This window comes from Autumnicola edwardsiae (assembly GCF_031846505.1).
GTDB lineage: Bacteria > Bacteroidota > Bacteroidia > Flavobacteriales > Flavobacteriaceae > Autumnicola > Autumnicola edwardsiae.
The window spans coordinates 1-26616 of record NZ_JAVRHP010000046.1 but is presented as its reverse complement, the minus strand read 5'-3'; the positions used below and the strand labels follow the sequence as shown (position 1 = coordinate 26616).

Annotated in this window: 21 protein-coding genes and 1 pseudogene; 8 read left to right on the top strand and 14 right to left on the bottom strand. The window is 38.9% G+C overall.

The window, feature by feature from the left end:
* Both RM529_RS10130 and RM529_RS10125 read left to right on the top strand, forming a co-directional pair.
* Positions 1–131: pseudogene (locus RM529_RS10130) on the top strand (AI-2E family transporter); the annotation flags it as partial.
* 27 nt (positions 132–158) lie between these two features.
* Positions 159–587, top strand: a complete 429-nt coding sequence (locus RM529_RS10125; protein ID WP_311484685.1) for a YkvA family protein — start codon at positions 159–161, stop codon at positions 585–587.
* 5 nt (positions 588–592) lie between these two features.
* On the opposite strand, the gene RM529_RS10120 is transcribed toward RM529_RS10125, so the two are convergent.
* The 3 genes from RM529_RS10120 to RM529_RS10110 form a co-directional block, all read right to left on the bottom strand.
* Entirely contained in the window at positions 593–1492 is a 900-nt protein-coding gene (locus RM529_RS10120; RefSeq protein ID WP_311484684.1) for a bifunctional 5,10-methylenetetrahydrofolate dehydrogenase/5,10-methenyltetrahydrofolate cyclohydrolase, read from the bottom strand.
* A gap of 105 nt (positions 1493–1597) precedes the next feature.
* Positions 1598–2926: a signal recognition particle protein gene (gene ffh / locus RM529_RS10115; RefSeq protein WP_311484683.1), complete on the bottom strand. Its 1329-nt coding sequence runs from the start codon at positions 2924–2926 to the stop codon at positions 1598–1600.
* A 158-nt stretch (positions 2927–3084) separates the two neighbouring features.
* Complete coding sequence (locus RM529_RS10110) at positions 3085–4329, bottom strand: DEAD/DEAH box helicase (protein ID WP_311484682.1); 1245 nt, start codon at positions 4327–4329, stop codon at positions 3085–3087.
* Between the two features lie 699 nt (positions 4330–5028).
* On the opposite strand from RM529_RS10110, the gene RM529_RS10105 reads away from it, so the two are divergent.
* The 3 genes from RM529_RS10105 to RM529_RS10095 are packed head-to-tail and all read left to right on the top strand — an operon-like array spanning position 5029 to position 9966.
* The gene (locus tag RM529_RS10105; protein ID WP_311484681.1) at positions 5029–6849 is read left to right on the top strand and encodes an ABC transporter ATP-binding protein; all 1821 of its coding nucleotides are present in this window, start codon (positions 5029–5031) and stop codon (positions 6847–6849) included.
* Between the two features lie 10 nt (positions 6850–6859).
* The gene (locus tag RM529_RS10100) at positions 6860–8992 is read left to right on the top strand and encodes a glycosyltransferase (protein WP_311484680.1); all 2133 of its coding nucleotides are present in this window, start codon (positions 6860–6862) and stop codon (positions 8990–8992) included.
* Positions 8989–9966 (top strand): UbiA family prenyltransferase, encoded by a 978-nt coding sequence (locus tag RM529_RS10095; protein ID WP_311484679.1) that lies wholly within the window; start codon positions 8989–8991, stop codon positions 9964–9966. Before RM529_RS10100 ends, RM529_RS10095 begins: the two co-directional genes overlap by 4 nt.
* A gap of 204 nt (positions 9967–10170) precedes the next feature.
* Here the strand turns inward: RM529_RS10095 and argS are convergent, their stop codons facing one another.
* Positions 10171–11949: an arginine--tRNA ligase gene (argS, locus tag RM529_RS10090; protein WP_311484678.1), complete on the bottom strand. Its 1779-nt coding sequence runs from the start codon at positions 11947–11949 to the stop codon at positions 10171–10173.
* A 377-nt stretch (positions 11950–12326) separates the two neighbouring features.
* On the opposite strand from argS, the gene RM529_RS10085 reads away from it, so the two are divergent.
* Complete coding sequence (locus RM529_RS10085) at positions 12327–12752, top strand: hypothetical protein (protein WP_311484677.1); 426 nt, start codon at positions 12327–12329, stop codon at positions 12750–12752.
* Positions 12753–12917: 165 nt separating this feature from the next.
* Here the strand turns inward: RM529_RS10085 and RM529_RS10080 are convergent, their stop codons facing one another.
* Positions 12918–13121 (bottom strand): LPXTG cell wall anchor domain-containing protein, encoded by a 204-nt coding sequence (locus tag RM529_RS10080; protein ID WP_311484676.1) that lies wholly within the window; start codon positions 13119–13121, stop codon positions 12918–12920.
* Positions 13122–13191: 70 nt separating this feature from the next.
* Here RM529_RS10080 and RM529_RS10075 point away from each other — a divergent pair, with 70 nt between their 5' ends.
* Positions 13192–14655, top strand: a complete 1464-nt coding sequence (locus RM529_RS10075) for an SDR family oxidoreductase (RefSeq protein ID WP_311484675.1) — start codon at positions 13192–13194, stop codon at positions 14653–14655.
* Complete coding sequence (locus RM529_RS10070) at positions 14636–16126, top strand: BCCT family transporter (RefSeq protein WP_311484674.1); 1491 nt, start codon at positions 14636–14638, stop codon at positions 16124–16126. The genes RM529_RS10075 and RM529_RS10070 overlap by 20 nt, the downstream gene beginning before the upstream one ends.
* On the opposite strand, the gene ctlX is transcribed toward RM529_RS10070, so the two are convergent.
* The 9 genes from ctlX to rpsD all read right to left on the bottom strand — a co-directional run.
* A complete protein-coding gene (gene ctlX / locus RM529_RS10065) occupies positions 16123–17049 on the bottom strand; it encodes a citrulline utilization hydrolase CtlX (RefSeq protein ID WP_311484673.1) in 927 nt (308 codons plus the stop codon). The genes RM529_RS10070 and ctlX overlap by 4 nt on opposite strands.
* 13 nt (positions 17050–17062) lie before the next feature.
* Positions 17063–17974 carry a dimethylarginine dimethylaminohydrolase family protein gene (locus RM529_RS10060; protein WP_311484672.1) on the bottom strand — a complete coding sequence of 304 codons (912 nt, stop codon included), beginning with the start codon at positions 17972–17974 and terminating at the stop codon, positions 17063–17065.
* An 82-nt stretch (positions 17975–18056) separates the two neighbouring features.
* Positions 18057–19340: a citrate synthase gene (locus RM529_RS10055; protein WP_311484671.1), complete on the bottom strand. Its 1284-nt coding sequence runs from the start codon at positions 19338–19340 to the stop codon at positions 18057–18059.
* A gap of 126 nt (positions 19341–19466) precedes the next feature.
* On the bottom strand, positions 19467–21014 hold the full coding sequence (locus RM529_RS10050; protein ID WP_311484670.1) for a glycogen synthase: 1548 nt from the start codon (positions 21012–21014) through the stop codon (positions 19467–19469).
* A gap of 128 nt (positions 21015–21142) precedes the next feature.
* A complete protein-coding gene (gene eno, locus RM529_RS10045; protein WP_311484669.1) occupies positions 21143–22432 on the bottom strand; it encodes a phosphopyruvate hydratase in 1290 nt (429 codons plus the stop codon).
* An 846-nt stretch (positions 22433–23278) separates the two neighbouring features.
* Positions 23279–24391, bottom strand: coding sequence for a glutamine-hydrolyzing carbamoyl-phosphate synthase small subunit (gene carA / locus RM529_RS10040; RefSeq protein WP_311484668.1), 1113 nt, complete (start codon positions 24389–24391; stop codon positions 23279–23281).
* Positions 24392–24509: 118 nt separating this feature from the next.
* Entirely contained in the window at positions 24510–25016 is a 507-nt protein-coding gene (gene rplQ, locus RM529_RS10035) for a 50S ribosomal protein L17 (protein WP_311484667.1), read from the bottom strand.
* Between the two features lie 40 nt (positions 25017–25056).
* Positions 25057–26049, bottom strand: coding sequence for a DNA-directed RNA polymerase subunit alpha (locus RM529_RS10030; RefSeq protein ID WP_311484666.1), 993 nt, complete (start codon positions 26047–26049; stop codon positions 25057–25059).
* Positions 26050–26069: 20 nt separating this feature from the next.
* Positions 26070–26616 (bottom strand): 30S ribosomal protein S4 (rpsD, locus tag RM529_RS10025; RefSeq protein ID WP_311484665.1); only part of this gene is annotated, 547 nt, incomplete at its 5' end.

Below are 26616 nucleotides of genomic sequence, written 5' to 3'. Positions count from 1 at the left end.
TTGGAGTAGTTGTAGGTGTGCCTCTTTTTGGGTTTATCGGCTTAATATTTGGGCCTATCCTTATTTCTTTGTTCCTGTTAATTCTGAAGATATATAAGAAAGAGTACGGCAATGCACACGATAGATTGTAGAAGTAAAAACTATTAAAATTTGAAATAATGTTAGAAAAAAAGCTAAACGATTTGGACGAAAAATACCTGAAAGACGGGGCCGCTAAGATCAAGGACGGAGATGTAGAAATTGCTGCGGAAAATCAGGAGCAAATTTCAGACAAGATCCTTAACTCCAGCATGTTGAAAAAATATACTGAAATAGGTAAACTAATGTTCGGTATGTTACAGGATTACCGAAGCGGTACTTATAAGAATATTCCATGGTTTACGATTGCCGCTGTCACATTTGCACTCCTGTATGTTCTAAATCCTTTTGATGTTGTTCCGGACTTTATCCCGGGATTAGGTTATATAGATGATTTTGCAATTATGACTGTAACCCTGAGATTCCTGGAAACAGATTTACACAGCTATCTTGACTGGAAACTCGCTGAAGGAGATTCCGGAGAAGAGGAAGAACCGGAAAACGCTTAATTAAATTAGTTTACTGTTGTTTTTTTTAAAGCTCTATGGCGTTCTCTGGCCAGTAAAGTGTTCTTTAACAGCATAGAAACCGTCATAGGGCCAACACCTCCGGGAACCGGGGTAATATAAGATGCACGTTTACTAACGTTCTCAAAATCCACATCTCCTTTAATGATATATCCTCGGGGACTATCTTCATCTGGGACGCGGGTGATCCCAACGTCTATAATCACCGCATCATCTTTAATCATTTCGCCTTTAAGAAAATCGGGAATACCAACAGCGATGATAATAATATCTGCCTGGGAGGTAATTTGTGTAATGTTTTTAGTGAACTCGTGGGTAAGTGTAACAGTGGAATTACCCGGGAATCCGCTACGGCCCATCAAAATACTCATTGGCCGGCCCACAATGTAACTTCTTCCAATCACCACAGTATGTTTTCCTTTGGTAGGAATGTCATACCGCTCTAAAAGCTCTAAAATTCCAAAAGGTGTCGCCGGAATAAAAGAGGTCATATCAAAAGCCATTTTCCCAAAGTTGGTAGGATGAAACCCATCCACATCTTTATCTGGATCTACAGCCAATAAAACCTTTTGAGTGTCGATTTGTTTTGGTAACGGCAGCTGAACGATAAACCCGTCGATATCATCATTGGCATTAAGCTCTTCAATTTTATCCAGCAATTCCAGTTCACTAACAGTGGATGGTAATCTGTAAAGAGAAGATTCGAAACCCACCTGCTTGCAGGATTTCACCTTACTATTTACGTAAGTAAGACTTGCGCCGTCGTTTCCAACAATAATTGCAGCCAAATGCGGAACTTTTTCTCCGCGTTCTTTCATTTTTGTAACCTCTTCAGCAATTTCATCTTTAATGTCGTTGCTGATTTTCTTACCGTCGAGTATTGTCATATTTCAGTTTGCAGTATCTGTAAGCCCCACCCGGCCTCCCCGGGGGGAGGAGAGTAATGCGATTAGTTTGTAAAATTCCCCCTTCGGGGGTTCAGGGGGCTTCTTCTACTTCATCCCCTTCATCATATTCATCATCTGCCGGCCACCGCCGCCCTGCATCATTTTCATCATTTTTCCCATCTGATTGAATTGCTTCAGCAGTTGGTTTACTTCCTGAACAGAAGTTCCTGAACCTTTCCCGATTCTTTTCTTTCTGCTGGAATTGATGATTTTCGGATTACTTCTTTCTTCCGGAGTCATCGAATGGATTATAGCTTCAATTCCTTTAAACGCATCATCATCAATATCTACATCCTTCAGCATTTTTCCTGCTCCCGGAATCATCCCTAGAAGGTCTTTCATAGACCCCATCTTCTTAATTTGCTGAAGCTGATTCAGAAAATCATCAAATCCGAATTTATTCTTGGCAATTTTCTTCTGAAGTTTTCTCGCTTCCTCTTCATCATACTGCTCCTGCGCACGCTCCACAAGGGAAACAACGTCTCCCATCCCCAAAATCCTATCTGCCATACGGGAAGGATAGAACACATCCATAGCATCCATCTTCTCACCGGTACCAATAAATTTGATAGGTTTGTTTACAACAGATTTAATCGAGATTGCCGCACCACCACGAGTATCACCATCTAATTTTGTAAGGATAACCCCGTCAAAATTAAGACGCTCGTTAAAGGTTTTTGCAGTATTTACCGCATCCTGCCCGGTCATGGAATCTACCACAAACAACGTTTCCTGCGGTTGGATGGCACGGTGGATATCAGCAATTTCGGTCATCATCGCCTCGTCTATGGCCAGACGACCCGCGGTATCTATAATTACCGCATTGTGCCCGTTTTCTTTAGCATACGCAATGGCAGCCTTGGAAATTGCAACCGGATCCTGATTCCCTTCGTCACTAAAAACCTCAACACCAACCTGCTCTCCAACTACATGAAGCTGGTTGATCGCCGCCGGCCTGTAAACATCACAGGCAACCAAAAGTGGTTTTTTAGTTTTTTTATTTTTAAGATAATTCGCAAGTTTTGCTGAAAAAGTCGTCTTACCACTACCCTGCAAACCAGACATTAGTATTACAGAAGGATTTCCTGAAAGGTTTACTCCTGCAGCTTCACCACCCATGAGTTGGGTTAGCTCATCTTTTACAAGCTTTACCAACATCTGGCCTGGTTTTAAGGCCGTAAGTACGTCCTGTCCAAGTGCCTTTTCCTTAACCTTACTGGTAAATTCCTTTGCAATCTTATAGTTAACATCGGCATCTACTAAAGCCCGTCGCACTTCTTTTAAAGTCTCGGCTACGTTTATTTCGGTAATCTGGCCATGCCCTTTTAAGACGTGAAAGGCATTATCTAACTTGTCACTTAAATTATCAAACATATTCTTGCTACGTTTTTAAGAATTGCAAAGATAAGGATTGACAGGTTAGTTACAAAGGCAGTTATGTGGAAAAGATTGAAGATTACATTGTTTGCCTCAACAAAAAAACCACCATACAAAAAGCACAGTGGTTTCTTAATCAAGATTTATTCTGAAGCCTAATTTCTCCTTCTGCCGTAATTACCATTGGATTTAGACTTGTTATTATTCCTTCGGGGACGATTGTTTGCCTTATTTTCAGCCTTTCTTTCAAGAACCTCATCAAGACTTTCGGTAGGTTCAAAGCCAGTTAATACTTCTTTTTCAAGAGTTTCTCCAAGAAGTTTTTCAATACCCCTAACGTATTCATTTTCGTCTACACTTACCAAAGATATTGCTTCTCCACTGGCTCCTGCCCTTCCTGTGCGCCCAATTCTATGCACATAATCTTCCGGAATATTGGGAAGTTCATAATTTACAACATGCGGCAAAAGCGGAATATCCAGACCACGGGCGGCAATATCTGTCGCCACAAGAACGCGTACCCTTCCCCTTTTAAATCCGTCCAAAGCTTTTGTTCGCGCACCCTGGCTTTTGTTTCCGTGGATTGCTGCGGAAGTGATTCCTGTTTTCTCCAGTTTCTGACTTAGACGATTTGCCCCGTGTTTGGTTCTTGTGAAAACAAGCACCTGTTCCCAGTTCCCATCGGAAATTAATTTAGTGATCAAAGCGGTTTTTTTAGATTTATTGGTCCTATAAACCTTTTGATCTACTTTTTCTGCTGTAGTATTTTCGGGAGTGGCCTCAACTAGTACAGGCTTGGTAAGAAAGGTATTTGCCAGTTTTTTGATCTCCTTCGAGAAAGTTGCGGAGAACAACAAATTCTGACGCCTCTCCGGCATAAGTGCAAGGATTTTCTTGATATCTCTAAGAAAACCCATATCCAGCATCCTGTCGGCCTCATCCAAGACTAAAATTTCAATATTAGACAAGGACAGAGCCTTCTGCTGATGCAAATCGAGCAAACGCCCCGGTGTTGCCACCAATACATCTACACCCTGACGCAGGGCACGGATTTGTGGTGCGGCATTCACTCCGCCAAAAATGACGTGCGATTTAATATCCAAAAAGCTGCTGTAATCCTTTACATCTTCTAAAACCTGTGCAGCGAGTTCCCTCGTTGGAGTTAAAACTAAAGCGCGAACTGGTCTTTTTCTTAAATTTTCTCCTTCAGATAATATTTGAAGCATTGGCAAAGTAAATCCGGCTGTTTTCCCGGTTCCTGTTTGCGCTGATGCTAAAATATCTCTTCCTTCTAAAATAAACGGAATTGCCTTTTCCTGAATAGGTGAAGGCGTAGTGTGTCCTTTTTTGCTAATTGCTTTCAGCAAGGGTTCAGACAAACCCAATGATTTAAATGACATAAAAATTGTTTAAAAAATGACAATTTTGAGCTATGCCATTTTTATATAAGCGGCAAAGGTACAGCTAATTCCTGAGGTAATCTATTTTCGGGTTTTAGACGAGTTTATTCTGCTGTATGTATTACCCTTTCCCCCCGACGACTCATAAAATATTTTCAACAAGCACTGCCGCCCTTCTTCTCAAGAGATGAAGCCTCAAAAAAGACAATTATCGACTTGTAATTAGCTTGAACTCTGCATCTCGTACTTCAATTTCTTGCGCAGATTTTGCAGATATGCGCAGAAACAATTTTCTCCTCTTTTTCTATCTCCTTCTAAAAAAGTCAAGCTTCAAAAATGACAATTATCAACCAATATTTTCTGCCACGAATGAACTACTAATACTCTGGATACTTTTTTTATTTTCTTCTCCTTAGAAAATTTCCTCCAGACATCTATTTCAGATCTTTCATACAGATTTCGCTTGTATTTTGTAGGTATAAACTTACGTTTTTACATTTCAATCGTCTTTTACTCAAGAGGATAACGAAAATGCTTAAGTGTATGTCGAAAAACGAATAACCGGCTCCTGCTGTTCGATTAAAATGGATTACATTTAGTTCGTTATACCCTTACAATTGACTAAATATCTAGAAGAGAGCTCCCAATCTATCTTTTTCTACAACCTTCTTCTTTCCCCCGGAAGACTATAAAAATACTATGGCATCTTTTAACTTCAATAAGTTTAAGGAGTTCAATTGGAGAAAAACGCTTCAGGAACTACATATAGGTGAAACTATTCTTCTCACCTGGTCTATATCAAAGAAACTCACCATCATAACGATCAGCCTTTTAGTTCTTGAAAATCTGGCTTGGTTAGGTTCTATATACATGTTGAAAGAACTGGTTGATATAGCAGCAACGCCAGGCAATGAACAAGCAGAGAGACTGTTAAACGCTGTAATCTTAACAGGTCTTATTTCTATATCCTATGCATGTATTAAAAGTATATCTTCCTACTATAGTGAGATTCAGGCAGCAAAAGTAAATCATTGTGTAGATCAAAAAATACATGCGCATATCGTGCAACTGGACTATAGTTTTTACGAGAATCCGGAATATTTTGATGTTTTAAAAAGAGCAAGGGAAGCAGCGATTGATAAACCTTTTTCTGTGGTAAGCAACATGTTCACTATACTTAAAAATCTAATTATGGTCGCCTCTGTGGGATACATCTTAGTTTCCATAGACTGGCTTCTCCTGCCGCTATTGGGTATGTTTGTTGTTCCTATTCTAATAAGCAGGATCATATTTTCTGATAGGGCTTTTCAGCTTTATTTAAAGAACACAAGTCTGGAAAGAGAAGCAGGATATTTGAGTTCATTGCTAACCGGGGAAAACGTGGCCAAGGAGATACGAACTTTTACGTTGGGCGACTTCATCTTTACAAAATACGTTAAAATAAGGGAGCACCTAATTTCTGAACAATTGCACTTAAGCCGCAAAAGATCCATAAACGAACTTTTTACAACAGGCATTGGCACAGCAGCATTTTTTGGAGTCACAGCCTATATCGTTTTTGGAACGCTCAATGGCGACAGCAGCGTAGGTGACATTGCGGTATTTCTGGTGGTTTTCCCCCAATCTTTTATGATCATGCAATCGCTAGTAGCAGCTATAGGAAGCTTTTATCGTGATTCACGATATGTTTCTTTAATCTTTGAACTTTTCCAATTCGAGCCAAAAATAGAGAACAACATTTCAAAAGCATCTTTAAACAATGGTGAGCTTATAATGAAGAACGTTTCTTTTCGCTATCCAAATACAAATCACAATATTCTGGAAAATATCTCTTTGCGTATCCCCAAGGGTAGTATTGTGGCCATAGTGGGAACCAACGGTGCAGGTAAAACAAGTATTATTAAGCTACTGTGTAAATTATATGAACCTACAGATGGGAGTATCTATTTTGGAGGAAACGATATTAGAGAATATAGTCCTGCTCAATACCGAAAGCAGGTAAGTACCGTATTTCAGGATTTTGTAAAATATAATCTCACCGTAAGAGAAAATATTTCTTTTGGTGATATCCATAAAACACCTACTGAAGAAAATATCCTGCAAGCGGCTATAAATGCAGGAGCAGATGATTTTATTAAAAAATTCCCGAAGAAATATGATACCGTCCTTGGTCGTATCTTTAATGAAGGCCAGGAAATAAGCCAGGGACAATGGCAAAAAATAGCCATCGCGAGAGCGCTTTACAGTGATTCTAGCTTACTGATTTTTGATGAAGCTACCAGCGCCCTGGACGCCATAGCAGAAACGGCGCTTTTTAACACTTTTAGGGAAAGAATTGGTGAACGTGCTGCATTGGTAATAAGTCATCGTATCTCAACTATCAGACAGGCAGATTATATCTATGTGATGTCTGACAAGAGAATAGTAGAGAGTGGCACACATACAGAGCTTCTTCAACGAAATGGAACTTATGCCGCCCTCTATGAAAACAGCCATGATCAAGAAGTATTATTGACTTAACTGAAAATTTATGAGTGCCAACGAAAAAATACTTTTTGTCTCTACCATGAATGAAGATTGGGGTGGAAGTGAAGAATTGTGGAGCAAATCCATACCGCATCTGCTAAAAATGGGTTTTAAGGTTACCGCCTGTAAAACTACTATTAATGTTGATCATCCCGAATTTAAAAAACTTGCTGAACAGGGTGTAGAGCTCGTGGATTTAAAAAGATATGCAGAATCCAGCAAACCAATCCTGAATCCTATCAGTAAATCCAGGCTGCCATTTAAAAAGAAAGCTGTTCCACAAAAAGCCTCTGAGGATTATGACAGAACCTATGAAGAAAGTTTAGGGCTTTACCTAAAACAAAATGAAGTCTCGCTGGTTGTGATATCGCAGGGAATTAACTTTGATGGCCTAGGTTTTGGTTATGCTTGTCTTATAAAAAACGTTCCATATGCACTGCTGGCACAAAAAGCAGCCGAGACTCACTGGCCTTCAAATATTGACAGAGTCGCTATGCGAAACGTGTATCTGAATGCGAAAAAGACTTTTTTTGTATCTAAACACAACCTTCGTTTAACAGAAGAACAATTTGGAGTTAGATTCAGAAATGCAGAAATAGTAAACAATCCTGTAAAAACAGCAAGGTACTGTAGGAATTATCCAGATACCAAAAACGGATTTCGCCTTGCCTGCATTGGCCGGTTTTTCTTATTAGATAAAGGACAGGACATACTTCTGAGAATTTTATCTCAACCAAAATGGCAGAAGCGCCCCGTAAAGATCAGTTTTATTGGAAAAGGAGATGACCAAACAGCACTGGAAGAACTGGCAAATTTGCTAAAGGTAAAAAATGTGGAATTTCTGGAATACCAGGATAATATAGAGCGGGTATGGGACAATTTTCACGCACTTATTTTGCCTTCACGTTTTGAGGGTTCTCCACTAGCCCTATTAGAAGCAATGTCCTGTGGAAGAATCGCTATTGCTTCTACTGCAGGGGGAAATTCAGAAATACTTATTGACGGGGAAACCGGATTTTTAGGAGAACCTACAGAAGTTTCCTTTGAGCAGGCAATGGAAAGAGCATGGGCAAAAAGGCACGAATGGCAAACTATGGGAGAAGCCGCCTGTGAAAGGCTTAAGAAAAAAATCCCTGCACTACCTGAATTAGAATTTGCGAAATCCCTAAAGAAAGTAGCTGAAGAAAAACTGGTATCGGTAATTATACCCACCTACAATAGAGCTGGACTTGTAGAACAAGCCATACAAAGTGTTCTTCGGCAAACGTACCCTTTCATACAAATTATTGTAGCAGATGACGGCTCTACAGACAATACTCCGGAGCTATTTTCTAAGTATCCTCAGGTAACTTTTTTACAATTGGACCACGGTGGACAGGCACACGCCAGGAATAACGGCTTGAAGCAGGCCAAGGGAGAGTATATCGCCACGCTGGACTCTGACGACACCTGGGAACCGGACTTTATAGAAAAGTCACTTAAAATCATTGAAGAAAATAATCTAGACTTCTTCTTTTCCAATTGGCTTGAATTAAATGAGGAAGGAGAAATGATAGAAAGGTTTACCATCTGTGAAGGATTGAAAAGTACGCTATCACAGAATAAAGAAAAGATAATCTTACTGGATAATTCTCAATTACGAAAAATTTATCTCACCGGTTGCCCATCGCCTTCTTCTTCACTTTTAATCAGGCGCCGTAGTTTGCCCTCCAAATGGAGCTCAGAATTTAGAATAGCTGATGACTGGTGCCTCTTAATGGAGATGATTTTCAATAAAAATTGCAAGGCAGGATTTACCAGGGAAATACTTTGGAACAAAAACAGAGATGGGAAAAATATTTACGATGGGAAAGATAGAATAGAAGTGGTTAGGGATCTATGGGTGCACGACATGACAAAGCTTTTTTCCAAATTTAAAAACAGGCTTTCCAAAGAAGAAAAAGAACATGTTAAGTTTCTTCTCTCCCACAATTATGTACAACACTCCTACTATGAATTGAGGATGAATAAAAAATTTAAAAGTAGTTTAAAATATTCTGTGCTAGCTTTAATGGCTAATAAACAGGCAGGCCTATTTGCCATTTTTTCAGCATTGAGGAAATTTAAGAGCATTAAAAATGACTATTTGTTCAAATGAGAAGAATCATCCAGTACATTCGAGCTTCAGAATGGTGGGAATACAAATTCACTCCTGTCCTAATGATCTCTTATTTGCTTGTTCTTCAGCTTCAAATGGATTTTGCAACCGCCTCCTCCCTTCTTTTCTTTATACTCCTTTCACTTATACCGGGTGGTATTTTTGTTAGCATTCTTAATGATATTACCGACATTAAACTGGATGCATTAGCGGGAAAAAAGAACCGAATGAAGAATTTTAGTAAATTTCAACGTGGTGTTTTTTTAACCCTTTCCATATTATTGGGACTTTTGTCTGTATGGATTTTAAGGACCGTACCTATGGCTATGACCTTCTACCTTTTATGTGGTTTCTCCTATATTTTTTACTCAGTCAAACCTTTTCGACTTAAAGAAAAAGGAGTTTGGGGTATTTTAGCAGATGCTTTTGGCTCACAGGTTTTTTCAACTTTATATGCCACTTTCCTTGTTCTGGCTAACACGAAGATAGAAATTCCAACCCTGCAAATTTTACTTATAGCAGTTTGGTCTGCATGTTTTGGAATAAGAGGAATTCTTTGGCACCAGTTTCACGACCTGGAAAATGATCGCAAAAGTGGAATTTATACCGTGGTGCAGTCTTTTAGTAACCGAAAAATTATGATTACAGGTTCCCTGTTGATGAGCATTGAAGTCATTGCACTTTTTGGTATTATCCTATTATCCCAGCAATATTGGTGCTTCGCTGCACTTTTGCTTTACCTGGGTTACATTGTGGACAGACGCCTGAGATTTTATACTGAAATCACACCATTTAAATATACGCGACAAGATTACTGTATCTTGATGAATGAATGCTATCAGATCTTTCTTCCCGTAACACTTCTTGTACTTCTTAGTCTCTCCGATCCTTACTTTATCACTTTACTTGTCGCGCACTTGTGCCTTTTCCCTATAGGAATCATGCAAGTGGGAAAAATAGTTTTTCTGAGATAACTTTTTTTAAGATGAAGGCGCTAAAATGGCAATTATCGACTTATAGTTTTGTCACGAATGCACGAATAAATTTTTAATCCTTCGGAAACTCGTTTATTTCCTCTCCTCTGAAAAATCGAGTTTCAAAAATGGCAATTATCGGCATATTTAAGCTCCATGCTTCCCACTTCGTTACCTCATACTTGTAATTTCGTCCTCCAGAAATCACATTCTTTCCGGAACCTGGATCCCTAGTAAAGCGAAAGACGATTTTATGACATTTCCAACAGCTTGTGATAACTGGACCCTAAAGACCTTCTCCTCAAGCTCATCTGTACCTAAAATGGTCACATTTTGATAAAAAGAATTGAATTCCTTTACTAAATCGTAAGTATAATTTGCAATAAGCGCAGGGCTGTGATTCTCTGCTGCCAATTGCACTGTTTCAGGGTAAAGCTGAAGCTGCTTTATCAACTCCTTTTCCTTTTCATGCAATTTATAGTCGGTTGGAACTTCTTTACTGTGGTCAAAATTGGCTTTTCTGATGATCGACTGGATCCTGGCGTACGTGTACTGAATAAACGGACCGGTATTTCCCTGGAAATCCACCGACTCCTTTGGATCGAATAAAATCCGTTTCTTAGGATCTACCTTCAGGATATAATATTTTAAAGCCCCGAGGCCAATGGTGCGATACAATTCCTCCTTTTCTTCTTCAGAATAGCCGTCTAATTTCCCAAGTTCTTCAGAAATAGTACGTGCTGTTTCTTTCATCTCAACAATAAGGTCATCTGCATCTACAACAGTTCCTTCGCGACTTTTCATTTTTCCGCTAGGTAAATCCACCATTCCGTAGCTAAGATGGTAGAGGTAATCTGCCCAATCGAAGCCAAGCTTTTTCAGAATAAGGAAAAGCACCTTAAAGTGATAATCCTGCTCGTTTCCTACGGTATAAACCATTCCGTTTATATCAAAATCTTTCACGCGTTGGATGGCCGTACCTATATCCTGCGTCATATAAACCGACGTACCATCGCTTCTAAGCACAATTTTCTCATCCAGCCCTTCGTCTGTAAGATCTATCCAAACACTTCCGTCGTCTTTTTTATAAAAAACACCCTTTTCCAGACCCTGGTTTACCACATCCTTCCCGAGAAGATAGGTGTTACTTTCGTAATAATTTTTATCAAAATCCACTCCCAGGGCATTGTAGGTTTTCTCGAAACCATCATAAACCCACTGGTTCATTTTTTCCCAAAGCGCAACCACTTTCGGATCTCCCGCTTCCCATTTAAGCAGCATTTTTTTTGCTTCAATTAAAATAGGTGCTTCAGCTTTTGCAGCTTCTTCAGAAAGACCTTTTTCCTTTAATTCAGCAATTTCCTTTTTGTATTCCTGATCGAATTTTACGTAGTAATTCCCGACCAACTTATCCCCTTTTAGTCCTGTAGAATCTGGAGTTTCTCCATTTCCGAAGCGCTCCCAGGCCAGCATGGACTTACAAATATGGATTCCGCGGTCATTTATAATCTGTGTTTTATAGACTTTATTTCCGGCAGCTTTAAGAATTTCTGAAACAGAATAACCTAATAAATTATTCCGGATATGCCCAAGGTGTAAAGGCTTATTGGTGTTTGGCGAGGAATATTCGACCATAATTCCTTTGGCATCCTCAGCTGGAGGTATAATTCCGAAATCTTTTCTGCTCTTCATATTTGCGAAGAAATTAAGGAAGAAAGAATTGCTCAGCACAATATTCAAAAATCCCTGTACCACGTTAAAATGGGAAACCTCAGCAACATTTTCCTGAAGATAATTGCCAATTTCCTGACCCAACTTTACTGGATTTGTTTTGACCTGGCGCAACATAGGAAAAGTAACCAGTGTAACATCACCCTCAAAATCTTTACGTGTAGGCTGAAATTCTACCTGGTCGATTTCAACATCATGAATCTTTTTTACAGCTTCTTTTACATGCGTTGCAAGAATGCTTTGGATTGCCATCTGGTCCTGTGTTTTTAAAATTAAAATCTGAATAAGAAGGTGCAAAGATAAGAGAAATTAGACGTTTGCCTACAGGCTTTACAATCAAATAGCTATCTTTAGTGTTTTCGAAAAAAGTTCGGAGTTCGGAGTTCGGAGTTCGGAGTTCGGAGTTCGGAGTTCGGAGTTCGGAGTTCGGAGTTCGGAGTTCGGAGTTCGGAGTTTAGAAGTTTGGGTTGCCGGTTTCAGGTTCAATGTTAGAAAGTTTAATTATGAAAAAATTAAAAGACTTGGAAATAAATGGTTCATTCAGAATTTTAAATAAATTTTCAGGAAAAAATTCATAACTTCTATTCAAAGCATTCCTTACCTGGAAATGTAAATCTAATTATAATGATATGCTGCAGAACATTTCCTATAACCGCCCCGCTATTAAAGCTAAAATTGATGCTGAAGTAGGTAAAACTTTTACGCTTCTGGAAAGGATGCGGTTAAACGGTATAGGTTCTCCCAAACTCCATATCACCGATGCCAGTATTGAAATTCAGAATTTACTGATCCTGGACAACAATGCAAAAACCTGTAATATTGAAATGCGCCCCAATGGAATTATTGTGATGTTCCGCAGTATTCTGGAGACTTATGCTTTAATAATTCCTTATTACAAACTTACGCTCTATAAGGGAAAGGCTGAAGAATATTCAATTTACCGCGACCACTATTTTATTAAAGTAAAAGCAGATTCTACCGCCATCCATAAGTTTTTCAGAAAAATAATTGATTATAAGGCCGATAATGCTCCTTCCCAGATTGATGACCTTTAAGCAGCAAAATTATCCTAAAAATTGATGGCTTATTCTTTAGCAAGAAAACAATAGAATTCGTCAATCATGCTTTTCACAGCTAAAGATTTTTACAATATTTGGCGATTGTTTAGGAATCTCCAGGCTTATTAAAGGTCGTTTCGCGTTTTTGCAATTTAGACATCGTTATCGCCTTCTAAAGGTCAGCCCGCCTATAAGAGCAAGTATACCAAAACCAATCATTGCGTAAGATTGCGTATTGTCTCCATGGGCTTCTACCTGGATGGGACCGGCGTCTATAGCAAATTCCGGAGTAATTATAGCATAAAGTCCGTAAGCTATAAGTCCGGCACCAATTAGCAGAAGCACAATCTTCAGCACGTTATTCATTTTATAAAGTTTTACTAAGTAAAGGTGAAAGTACTAATATATTTTTTAAATTTTAAGCTAAACAATCTACATGCGAATTTTACTCACCGGCGCGAATGGATATATTGGAATGCGCCTGCTTCCGGAACTTATAGAGCAGGGGCATGAGGTAATATGTGCCGTCAGGAACAAAAATCGCTTTTCTTCTTCAAGCGAACTTAGGAAGCAGGTGGAAATTGTAGAAATCGATTTTTTAGAAGATAATGAACCTCCGGAAAAGATTCTAAATATTGATATTGCTTATTACCTTATTCATTCCATGTCTGCCTCTACCACAGATTTTGAGGAAAAGGAAGCTAAAGCTGCTAAAAATTTTAATACCATGATGACCGGCACATCTGTGAATCAGGTGATTTATCTTAGCGGAATCATTAATGAGGAAAATCTTTCTAAACATTTATTATCAAGGAAAAAGGTTGAAGAAATTCTCTACAAAGGCAATTTCAACACAACAGTTTTGCGTGCGGCAATAATTATAGGTTCGGGTAGTTCTTCTTTTGAAATCCTTCGGGATCTTTGTGAAAAATTACCGGCCATGATCACGCCACGATGGGTAAGAACAAAATGCCAGCCACTGTCCATTAGAGATGTGATCAAGTTTCTCACCGGAGTGATTGGAAGAGAAGAGTCCTATAAGCAATCTTTCGACATTGGTGGTCCCGATGTTTTGAGCTATCAGGAAATGATGGAGCAATATGCAAAAGTGCGCGGACTAAAAATATGGATATGGAGTGTACCGGTTATGTCTCCTAAACTATCTTCTTACTGGCTGTATTTTATCACCTCTACCTCCTACAAACTGGCTCAAAACCTTGTGGACAGTATGAAAATTGAAGTGGTAACCAAAGATAAGCGACTTCAGGAACTGCTTAATATTGAACCTTTACATTATACTGAAGCCATAGAACTTGCATTTTACAAGATCGAACAAAACCAGGTAATTTCAAGCTGGAAGGATTCCCTGAGCAGCGGACGCTTTAAGAAGGAATTGAACAAATATATACAGATCCCAAAATACGGATGTTTAAAAGATGAACAATCAGTAAAAGTTGATCATCCTGAAGAAGTACTGGACAGGATCTGGGCAATTGGAGGCCTCAACGGCTGGTACTACGGGAACTGGCTCTGGAAATTTCGTGGTTATATTGACAAATTGTTTGGTGGCGTTGGCCTTCGCAGAGGGAGAACCCATCCTACCCTCATTGCCAGTGGAGATTCGCTGGATTTCTGGAGGGTTTTGCTAGCCGATCGTGAAGAAAAAAGACTTTTATTATTTGCTGAAATGAAAGTACCCGGGGAAGCATGGCTAGAGTTTAAGATTGATGAAGAGAATATTTTGCACCAAACAGCTACCTTCCGGCCAAAAGGAATCTGGGGCAGACTCTACTGGTATTCTATGTATCCATTTCATTATTTTATCTTTGAAGGAATGCTGAATAAAATAGCGAAAGGAGAATCACAAAAACCGGCAAGAATTGAAGAACTTCAGAAATAAAGTAAAACAGAATACGCTTTTCTATCTTTCTGCCGGCGTTCTCCTTATTTTCTCTCTTTTTATTTTCTTATTTACTGAATTCTTTTACGAAATTATAGAAAGCGGTTCCATTTGGGTGAGGGAAATTTTTGGAGGCTTTTATTTGTGGCTGGGTCTTATTTGTGTAGCCTTTTTACTCTTTATAGCCTTTTCTAAATTCGGAAACATACGCTTAGGAAAATCACCTCCGGAATTTGACAAGCTTTCCTGGATTGCCATGCTCTACAGTGCAGGCATGGGCGCAGGAATCCTTTTACGCGCTGTACAGGAGCCGGTTTATATGTATCTGAATCCGCCAATTTCCACTTCTGGTTCCAATGAAGTAATTGCACTAGAATACACATTTTATCAATGGGGCTTTACTGCCTGGGCCTTCTATGGCGTTTTTGCCATTGTTATAGGTTACTCCATCTTTGTAGAAAAAGCAGATGTGAGATTGAGTTCTGGCTTAAGTAATGCACGAAAATTGCCATTTTTGCCATTGCTTATAGATTTACTTACCGTTCTTACCACGGTCTTTGGGTTGGTCGCAGCGGTCGCGTTGGGTACCACACAAATTGAAGGAGGGCTTAGTCATCTACTACAAAAACCTGCCGGAGACCTTGCCCCTGTATTAGGAATCGTGTTCCTGGTTTGCCTCCTTGCCTTTTTTTCGGCCTGGGCCGGTGTAGAAAACGGAATCAGGAGGATTTCAAATCTCAATATCTACACAACGGTTATCCTAATGCTGTTTGTACTATTTTCCGGTGATCTTCTGGCAATTTTCAGCAACTTTTTCCAGTCGCTCTATCATTATGTGGTAGATTTTATTCCGCTGAGCCTTGCTTTAGGTGATTATAATCCCGGAAAGCAGTTTTTAACGGACTGGACATACTATTACTGGGCATTCTGGCTGGCATGGGCACCTTTTACAGGAATTTTTATAGCCCGCATTTCCAAAGGCCGAAGCTTACGGGAGATGATAATTGCCATTTTACTGGTCCCATCCTTGGGAAGCTTTTTCTGGTTTAGCGTATTTGGAACTTCGGCATTTAATTTTGTGGAGGCAATGGACAGCTACAATGGAGAATTCAGCAATGTGTTTACGTCTATGTTCGTGTTTTTTGAAAACCTGCCGTTTTCCGGTATTTCCAGTGTGGTTGTTATTCTTTTGCTAATCAGTTTCCTGGTAACTTCGGTAGATTCAGCAATATTTGTGCTGAGTATGTTTAGTGATAAAGGAAAGGAAGAGCCAAAAAAGAAATTACGTCTTGTTTGGGCTATCCTTATCCTAGTCTTTTCTGAAGCTATTATCCTGTTAGGTAATATAAAACCGGAAAGTGATGTGCTTACGGCTATGCAGAAATTCTTAATCATCAGTTCCCTCCCGTTTGCCATTTTTACGGCAGGAATGCTCCTTCTTTTTCTGAAAAAACTACTACAGAAAGCCTAATTCTTCGGAAGGAAAACTTCAGCCATCATACAACGGGCGCTACCGCCACCACAGGTTTCAATCATATGCAAATCACTGCTTAAAATTTCGCAGTGTTTTTCAATTTTTGCTATCTGGTCTTTAGTGAGGCTTCCGTGAGCCTTTGCACTCATCACCAGGTACTTTTTATCAAAAGCCCCCTGCACCTGCAGCATGTTTCCTGCAAACTCGTGCATTTGTGCTTCAGAAATGGCAATTATCTCCTTCCCGTCCTGCTTAAGGTGTTTTAGTACATTTTTTCGTTCTTTCCCATCATCAATCGTATCCAGGCAAATCACCGCAAATTCTTCAGCTAAACACATCATCACATTGGTGTGATAAATAGGTTTTCTCTTCCCGTCCACACTCTGGTTTGCTGTAAAAATTACCGGAGTAAATTCAAAATCCTCACAAAACTCAATAAGCAAATCTTCATCTGCCCGGGGAGAGATCGCGCAATAGGCTTTTTGGTTTACCCTGTCCAGCAGCATACTCCCAGTGCCTTCCAGGAAAAGATCATCCTCTTCAGCAGCAGTATAATCTACGATATTGTTGATTTTAAAGCCTGCTTCTTCCAGCCGTGCAAAATATTCCAAGCGGCGTTCTTTGCGTCGGTTTGGAGCAAACATTGGATAGAGAGCGATATTTCCATTCTCATGAAAAGAAACCCAGTTATTCGGAAAAATCGAATCTGGTGTATCTTCTTCAATTACATCATCTACCACAATTGTTTTAACGCCAACAGCATTTAATTTCTTTACAAAATCATCAAATTCCTGCTGGGCCTGTTTATTTACATCGGCATTTTTTATATCTTCCTGGAAATAGTTATTCACGGCAGTTTGCTCATTCATCCTGAAGGCTACCGGTCTAACCATTAAAAGCGTATCTGTTATTTGTCTCATAGTCGTAAAAATTTTAATCCCTGATTAAGGGTAACGTAGAACAGCGCAACAATCCTTCCTGCTTTGCAATTTCGGCATATGGAACTTCTTCTACAGTAATATTATTTTTCCTGAGCCATTTATTTAGCCTGCTGAAATTTCTTTCTGAAATCACTACATCTTCAGCTATGGAAAAAACATTGGAATACATGTGATACATTTCATCCTGGGTGATTTCAAAGATATTTTTACTTCCGAAGAGATTTACCAGCCACTTATATTCCTTTTCATCCAAAAAACCTTCTTTGTAGATTATCGCTTTGTCTTTCCCTACCTGCTGAAAGCAGCAGTCTAAATGAAGGGCATTCTCCCGGGCTTCTGTATTCGACTTCTTCAAATTAAACGGAACCACCTGCTTACGCGGAAAAATCTCCCGCAGCGCATTTACCGCGTGCACATTTGTCCTTGCTGTTATATAGTCTTTATAATCATGCCCGGTGTAAGTACCCACGAGAATGTAATCTCCAAAGGGCATTACGTCTCCACCCTCAATATGCGCATTTTCGGGAAGTTCAATAATATTATTGGAAGGAATTTGGTCCATCACATGACTAATGGCCTGGATTTCCTGCTCTCTGTCTGGTAAAATATTGGCAGTTATAAACTTGTCTTCAATAACAAAGGCAATGTCCCGTGCAAAAATCTGATTATAATTCTCAATTACTTTAGGCCTGTAAACCTTAACGTCATATTTTTCCAGAACCGTAGCCACAGATGCTATCTCATTGATCATATCCTCTTCTTTAGGATAAGTTCCCGCCTTTATATGTTCAATGGATTTAGGATCGTAAGCTTTAGAAACTTCTGGGATACCACCCGTACTTTCTGCTGTTCCCAAAACAACCGCTCTTAAGCGGGCTGTTTCATTATTAATATTTAAGTCCATCTTACAATTTTTTGCAAATATAAAAAAAGCCTCATCCAGAGATGAAGCTTTTTTCGGAAATTAATAATTTGAAATATGGATCTTATCTGTTGTCCACATTTTTAAATTCTCTATGACCTTCGCCGATATAAATTTGACGTGGACGACCAATTGGTTCCTTCATTAATCTCATTTCTCTCCATTGTGCAATCCATCCTGGCAGACGTCCCAATGCAAACATTACGGTAAACATCTCTACAGGGATTCCCAATGCACGATAAATAATTCCGGAATAGAAGTCTACGTTTGGATATAATTTTCTTTTTACGAAATAATCATCTTCCAAAGCTTCTTTTTCAAGACCTTTAGCAATGTCCAGTACAGGATCATCAATTCCTAACTGGCCAAGAACTTCATCTGCAGATTTCTTGATGATTTTAGCACGTGGATCGAAGTTTTTGTAAACCCTGTGCCCAAAGCCCATTAATCTGAAAGGATCTTCTTTATCCTTGGCCTTAGCCATGAATTTTTTAGTATCCCCACCATCTTCTTTAATTTTCTCAAGCATTTCGATAACTGCCTGGTTGGCACCTCCATGTAAAGGTCCCCAAAGCGCAGAAATACCTGCTGAAATTGATGCAAAAAGTCCGGCGTGAGAAGAACCCACCATTCTTACCGTTGAAGTTGAACAGTTTTGTTCATGATCTGCATGAAGTATTAACAATTTATCCAGGGCATTAATTACAGCTTTATCTACGCTGTATTTTTTACCCGGCTTTTCAAACATCATTTTATGCAGATTCTCTACGTACCCAAGAGAATCATCACCATAATTAAGAGGATCACTTTTCTTCTTTCTAAGCGTCCATGCAGCGAGTACAGGGAATTTCCCAAGAATTTTCACTATAGCTTTATACATGTCTGCTTCTGAAGAAACATCTACAGAAGATGGGTTAAAAGCAATTAAAGCACTGGTTAGAGAAGAAAGAACACCCATTGGATGTGCAGATTTTGGAAATCCATCCAAAATCTTTTTCATTTCCTCATCTACTTCAGATTCGTCCTGAATGTCTGAATAAAATTTATCAAGTTGTTCCTTAGTAGGCAATTCACCAAAAATCAACAAGTAAGCAACTTCAAGAAAATCGGCCTTTTCAGCAAGATCTTCAATAGCATATCCCCGATATCTCAATATTCCTTTCTCTCCATCCAGGAAGGTAATTGCACTTTCGCAACTTCCGGTATTTTTAAAACCGCGATCCAGAGTGATTATACCAGCTTGTGAACGCAGCGTTTTTATATCTACTCCTATTTCGTCTTCGGTACCTTTAACGACCGGAAACTCATATTTTTTCCCTTGATATTCTAATGACGCTTTATCTGACATTTTGATTGTTTCTGATTAGACTTACTATAGTTGCGAAATTAAGAAAAATTAACAAGCATATCAATCGATAATTCGTGTTTAAGGTATAATTAACAGGGGGTATGTAGTTAATAGTAATCCAGATTTCTACTTTTCAAGATTTATTGAATATAGGTATCGATAATACTCGTCTACAGATTTTTTCCAGGTGAACTTTTGTCTTTTCGCATTAGCTGATATCTTCTTCCATTCCTTTCTATCATTAAAAAAAAGGTCCACTGTTTCAGAAAAAACTTTCACGAAATCCTGTATCTTTTCCTCCAGGGTATTTCCTTTAAAACTGAATCCGGTTTTTCCATGTATTACGGTATCTTTTAATCCTCCTGTATGATGGGCCAAACAGGCCTGACCATTCCTCATTGCTAACATCTGGCTAATGCCACAGGGTTCAAACAGGCTGGGCATTAAATAAAGATTGGATTCCTGGTAAAGCATATCAATAATACTCTCTGACTGTGCATTTATAAAAATGAAATTTTTGTGCTGATAGCTGGCTGCTCTAAAAATAAATTCATATTCGGGTGCGCCGGTCCCTAAAAGAATAAATACACCGTTGTTCTTATTTAACTTCTCCATAAGCTTTGGCAAAAGGTCTGGGTCCTGCTGAAAAAAATAGAACTTTTGTTCGGTAAGACGGGCAATACTGGTACAAATAAAGTCTGGCTGGTCTTGCTGAAACCTGGTTAATTTCTCACCCGTATGTGCCAGGTAATGCGCTTTATAATCCTTTTTCTCTTCCTGCAACCACCTGAATAACCTGCGGATGCACTGCCTGAACAAAATTCCTTTCTCAACTTTGTTGATGTTTGAGTAATTTGCCCCGTTCAGAATCCCGAATAATCGCCCTTCTTTATCGGCCTGTTTAAGATCTTCTTCCAGACCTTCCCCTCCAATAAATTCTGGTGGAGCGCTGGGCTTAAGAATATCCTCTTTATAGGATGGTGAAACGGTATGTACGGCATCTGCAAAACGTATCCCAATAGCCATTAGATTTATACAATCCTGAAATCTTTGATCCTGAAGTTCTCTATAATTAAGTTCCAGCTCGGGAAACCAGTTTTCGACAGAAGAGTAACTGCCTGAGAACGGTCGAATACCCTGAATGGCGAGATTGTGAATAGTGTACACAAACCTGATCTTATTAAGATCGTGATAAGCCGGATGGAACCTTTTTAAAAAAAGAACGAGGCTGGCATGCCAGTCATGAAGGTGCACAACATCCAGTTCTCCAAATGCGCCACTCTTAATAGCTTCGGCTACTGCTGTACAGAAAATAAAGAATTTTATGCCGTCGGTAAAAAAAGGCTCGGTTAAATCGTTATGATAAATATGTGCAATATCACCAGCTTTTATTTCGGGATGATGTATCACAAAATGAGAAATATTTTCAAATTCCCTTTTTGGCTTTACTTCATAAAGCTCTGCAGTATAAGTTTCTCCCCGTAGCCTAAAATTGAGATGATCTTTAAAAGTTGCATTTTGGTGCAGCCTGGAATATGAGGGGGTGATAACATACGCTCTGTCCCCTCTCTCAGAAATCTGACGTGGCACATCACGCACAACGTCACCCATTCCTCCGGCTTTACAATTAGCAATAGCATCATTCTCTGCAGCCACAAAAAGAAAATTATTCATATAAATCGCAGTTGGTTAGAAACAGAAGTTAAATATTAATTCGGAAAAATTCCGCTAATTAAATGATAAATATCATAAAAAAACCCCTCAAATTTTGAGGGGTTTTGAATAATTTATGATACAAAAGACTATTTTAGTTTAAAAGCCTTTTCTGCAGGATAATAGGCCATATCCCCAAGTTCTTCTTCTATTCTAATTAACTGGTTGTATTTTGCCATACGATCACTTCGTGAAGCAGAACCTGTTTTGATCTGCCCGGTATTTAATGCCACCGCAAGATCTGCAATCGTGTTATCTTCAGTTTCGCCGGAACGGTGAGACATTACCGATGTATAACCTGCGTTATGGGCCATGTTCACAGCTGCAATAGTTTCAGTTAAGGTACCAATTTGATTAACCTTAATAAGGATAGAGTTGGCAATATTTTCGCTTATCCCTCTGGATAACCTTTCCACATTGGTCACAAACAAATCATCACCAACAAGCTGTACTTTATCTCCAACCTTCTCGGTTAAAGCTTTCCAGCCTTCCCAATCGTTCTCATCCATTCCATCTTCAATAGAAATAATAGGATATTTAGAAGAAAGTTCAGCAAGATAGTCTGCCTGTTCCTGGCTACTTCTTATTTTTCCGGAATCTCCTTCAAATTTCTTATAATCATACTTTCCGTTTTCATAAAATTCAGCAGCAGCACAATCCAGGGCGATCATAACATCATCTCCACCTTTGTAACCCGCGTTTTCTATAGCTTTTAAGATAGTATCCAAAGCATCTTCGGTTCCGTCCAGAGTTGGCGCAAAACCACCTTCGTCTCCAACAGCAGTACTTAAACCGCGGTCATGGAGCACTTTTTTAAGGTTATGGAAAATTTCTGTGCCCATTTTTAGAGCATGAGAAAAATCTTTAGCCTTTACCGGCATCACCATAAATTCCTGAAAAGCAATTGGAGCGTCGCTATGCGAGCCACCATTAATAATGTTCATCATAGGCACAGGAAGTGTATTTGCACTCACTCCACCCACGTAACGATATAGCGGAAGACCCAGCTCGTTCGCTGCTGCTTTGGCTGCTGCAAGAGAAACACCAAGAATGGCATTTGCACCAAGCTTGGATTTATTTGGTGTTCCATCCAAATCTATCATTGCCTGGTCAATCTGGTTTTGTTGAAAAACCGAGTAGCCCAGTAATTTTTCTGAAATTGTTTTATTTACATTTTCTACTGCCTTGGTCACTCCTTTTCCCATAAAGTCACTTCCACCATCACGAAGCTCTACAGCCTCATGTTCCCCGGTTGAAGCACCTGAAGGTACAGCAGCTCTTCCCAATATTCCGTTTTCTGTAATTACATCCACTTCTACCGTAGGATTACCTCTGGAATCAAAAATCTGGCGGGCATGGATATCTACTATAACACTCATAGTCTGTTTTATTAGTTAATTGATTAATGCGCAATATACAAAGAAGCCCCTAAAATTGCGAGGAATAAGCTTAGTTTTAAGGCTTTTATAAGATAAAATTCACTCAATCGTTTTCTGAAATTGCCCAAAAAAAATTTTAGGAAAGAAACGGTTAGTTTTATATTTCTGAATTTGATTTTTTAATTAAGTAGATGCCAAACTCGATATTTGCGTTTATTTGAAAGGACCTAAAACCCTCCAGGAGTATAGAGTTTAGATGCACGACGTCTTAATAGTCACCGGTGCCCTTGTTTCTTTTTTCAGGTTTAAAAGGATCTTAAAAACCTTGCTGTAGTTTCCGGTTTTTTTGATAGCCGAATTCTTAAGGTCGATAATTGCAAAAAAGCAAGGTCCTCTTTATTCCGGTGAAAAATGATCAAATCTTTAAATCGAAGTGAACGAATCCGCCCGAAAAAATTCAGAAGTTATATGTCAAACTGAAGTTTTTGAGAGGACAGTTTCAGGTTTTGGTGTAAGATAAAGCTGAAAGGCAATCTGGAGAATGAAAAACTCAAAATCGAAGCTAAATTACTTTAGAATGAAGTGGTTAATAACTGTTTTTTCTTCTGAAAGTGATTTTTGGTTGAGTTTTTACTTACCTGAACCTGAAAATTGCCAGTTTTATCTGTACGGTTCTTATAAAATAAAAGTAAGATATAAGTGATAGGCTGAAAATGGCAATTATCGACCTTATTTCTTTCTGAAGGATCAACTTTAAAACATCCATTCGTTCCCCAGATAATTAGCAAAAAAGCAGAAGCCCGGAAATGACAATTTTCGGGCTTCTAAATAAATGTTCAAAAGATCTTAAACTTTAACCGGCTTCAACCGCTCTAGAAATTCATCAAAAAGGTAGTGGGCATCATTTGGACCCGGACTTGCTTCCGGATGGTACTGCACTGAAAAACAATTCTTGTTTTTCATCTTTAATCCGGCTACCGTATGATCATTTAGATGCGTATGGGTAACTTCCACATCGGGATGATTTTCTGCTTCTTCTTTATTCACAGAGAATCCGTGGTTCTGAGAAGTCATCTCTCCTTTTCCGGTCTGCTGGTTTAAAATTGGATGATTTATGCCCCTGTGACCGTGGTGCATTTTATAAGTACCTATTCCGTTTGCAAGCGCAATTATCTGGTGGCCAAGACAAATCCCCATCAGAGGTTTATCCTCTGCCATGATCTCTTTTGCAACTTGTATCGCGTTTTCCAATGGTTGTGGATCGCCGGGACCGTTTGACAATAAATAACCGTCTGGCTCCCACTCCTTCATTTCATTATAGCTGGTATTATAGGGAAAAACTTTGCAGTAAACATCACGATTAGCCAGGTGCTTTAAAATACTTCTCTTTACACCAACGTCCAATACCGCTACTTTATATTCAGCATCTTTACTTCCGAAGAAATAAGGCTCCCTGGTAGATACTTTAGAGGCCAGCTCCAGACCGTTCATATCAGGAACATCTGCAAGTTGTTTTTTAAGTCCTTCAATATTATCAACATCAGAAGAGATTATAGCATTCATTGCTCCATTCTTACGAATATATGTCACGAGCGCCCGGGTATCTACATCTGAAATTGCAAAGAGGTTACTTTTCTTTAAAAAATTTTCCAGAGACATATCTGCAGCCGGTCTCGAATGGTAATAACTGAAGTTTTTACAAATTAACCCGGAAATTTGAGCAGTATCTGCCTCTTCTTCATTTTCCCTGGTGCCGTAATTCCCAATATGGGCATTAGTAGTCACCATAATTTGTCCGAAATAAGAAGGATCTGTAAATATTTCCTGGTAACCAGTCATTCCGGTGTTAAAACAGACTTCACCAAAGGCCGTCCCTCCTTTGTCTCCAACTAGTTTGCCATGAAAAACTGTACCATCTGCCAGTAATACAATTGCTTTTTTCTTAGTTTGATATTTCATAGGTAAAATAAACTTCAGTTAAATTCGCTTTATCACTATTTTTTGATTAATGTATATAAAAAAAGGATAAACTCACAGAGCTTATCCTTTTTTCTAATTTCTGACTTAAAAGAATCATCTATTCTTCTTTTTTATCTTCTTTACTTTCTGAAGAGGTATCTTCAGATTTAGTTTCTGCTTGTGGTGCCGGTGAATCTGTAGTAGATTTCTTTTTACCTGCTCTACGAGTAGATTTTTTCTTCTCTGGTTTTTCGAGATTATAAGTTTCGTTATAATCTACCAGCTCGATCATTGCCATATCTGCATTATCCCCCAACCTGTTCCCAAGTTTTATCACCCTAGTGTATCCACCTGGACGATCTGCCACTTTAGGAGCAACCTCACGAAATAATTCACTTACTGAATCTTTATCACGAAGTTTGCTAAAAACCAATCTTCTGTTGTGAGTGGTGTCTTCTTTAGATTTAGTTACTAAAGGCTCAACAAAAACTCTCAAAGCTTTGGCTTTGGCAACAGTGGTGTTAATGCGTTTGTGTTCAATTAGGGAACATGCCATATTCGCCAACATAGACTTGCGATGTGCAGTTTTTCGCCCTAAATGATTTATTTTCTTTCCGTGTCTCATTACTATTCTCTTTTAGATCTAGAATTCATTGAAGAATGAACTAGTCTTTATCTAATTTATATTTTGAAAGGTCCATACCAAAGTTTAGTCCTTTGTTGTTAACAAGCTCTTCAAGTTCTGTCAAAGACTTCTTACCGAAGTTTCTGAATTTCATAAGATCATTCTTGTTATATGATACAAGGTCACCAAGGGTATCAACTTCAGCCGCTTTTAAACAATTTAATGCTCTTACTGAAAGGTCCATATCTACTAATTTGGTTTTCAATAACTGCCTCATGTGAAGTGATTCTTCATCATAAGTTTCAGTTTGAGCAATTTCATCAGCTTCAAGGGTTATGCGCTCGTCAGAGAACAACATGAAGTGGTGAATTAATGTCTTGGCAGCCTCTGTTAAAGCATCTTTAGGATGAATAGAACCATCGCTGATGATTTCAAAAACCAGCTTTTCGTAATCTGTTTTTTGTTCTACACGATAGTTTTCAATACTATACTTTACATTCTTTATTGGTGTATAAATAGAATCTGTAAAAATAGTTCCTAAAGGCGCATTGGACTTCTTATTTTCTTCAGCCGGAACATAACCTCTACCTTTTTCGATAGTGATTTCCATATTTACGTTCACCTTTTTATCGAGGTGACATATCACAAGGTCTGGGTTTAAAACCTGAAATCCTGAAATGAATTTCTGGAAATGACCTGCAGTAAGTTGCTCCTCACCGGAAACAGAAATTGTAACGGCTTCGTTATCTATTTCATCAATTTGCCTCTTAAACCTGATTTGCTTCAGATTCAGTATAATCTCTGTTACATCTTCAACCACTCCCGGGATTGTAGAGAACTCATGCTCTACTCCCTCAATTCTAACTGAAGTAATCGCGAATCCTTCTAATGAAGATAACAGCACTCTTCTTAAAGCGTTACCAACGGTCAATCCATAACCTGGTTCCAAAGGGCGAAATTCAAACTTCCCTTCGAAATCGGTGGAATCAATCATTATAACTTTATCGGGCTTCTGAAAATTTAGTATTGCCATATTACGACTTCTGTGAATTATTACTTCGAATATAATTCGACGATGAATTGTTCATTTATATTTTCCGGAATCTGAACCCTTCCAGGTACAGCTACGAAAGTTCCTTCTTTTGTCTCATTATTCCAGGTAATCCATTCGTATACACTGCTTGAATTTGCAAGTGAATCTTGAATTGCCTGTAAAGATTTAGACTTCTCTCTTACTCCAACAACATCTCCCGCTTTCATGTGATAAGAAGGAATGTTTACTAATTCCCCATTTACGGTAATGTGCCTGTGAGACACTAATTGTCTGGCTGCCCTCCTGGAAGGAGCTACACCCATTCTAAATACCACGTTATCCAAACGTGACTCACATAATTGTAAAAGCACCTCACCGGTAATTCCAGATGATCTGGTTGCTTTTTCGAACATGTTTCTAAATTGTCGCTCAAGAATACCATAAGTATATTTCGCTTTTTGCTTCTCCATTAACTGGATAGCGTACTCAGATTTCTTTCCACGACGACGGTTATTCCCGTGTTGTCCCGGAGGATAATTTCTTTTTTCAAAAGATTTATCGTCTCCG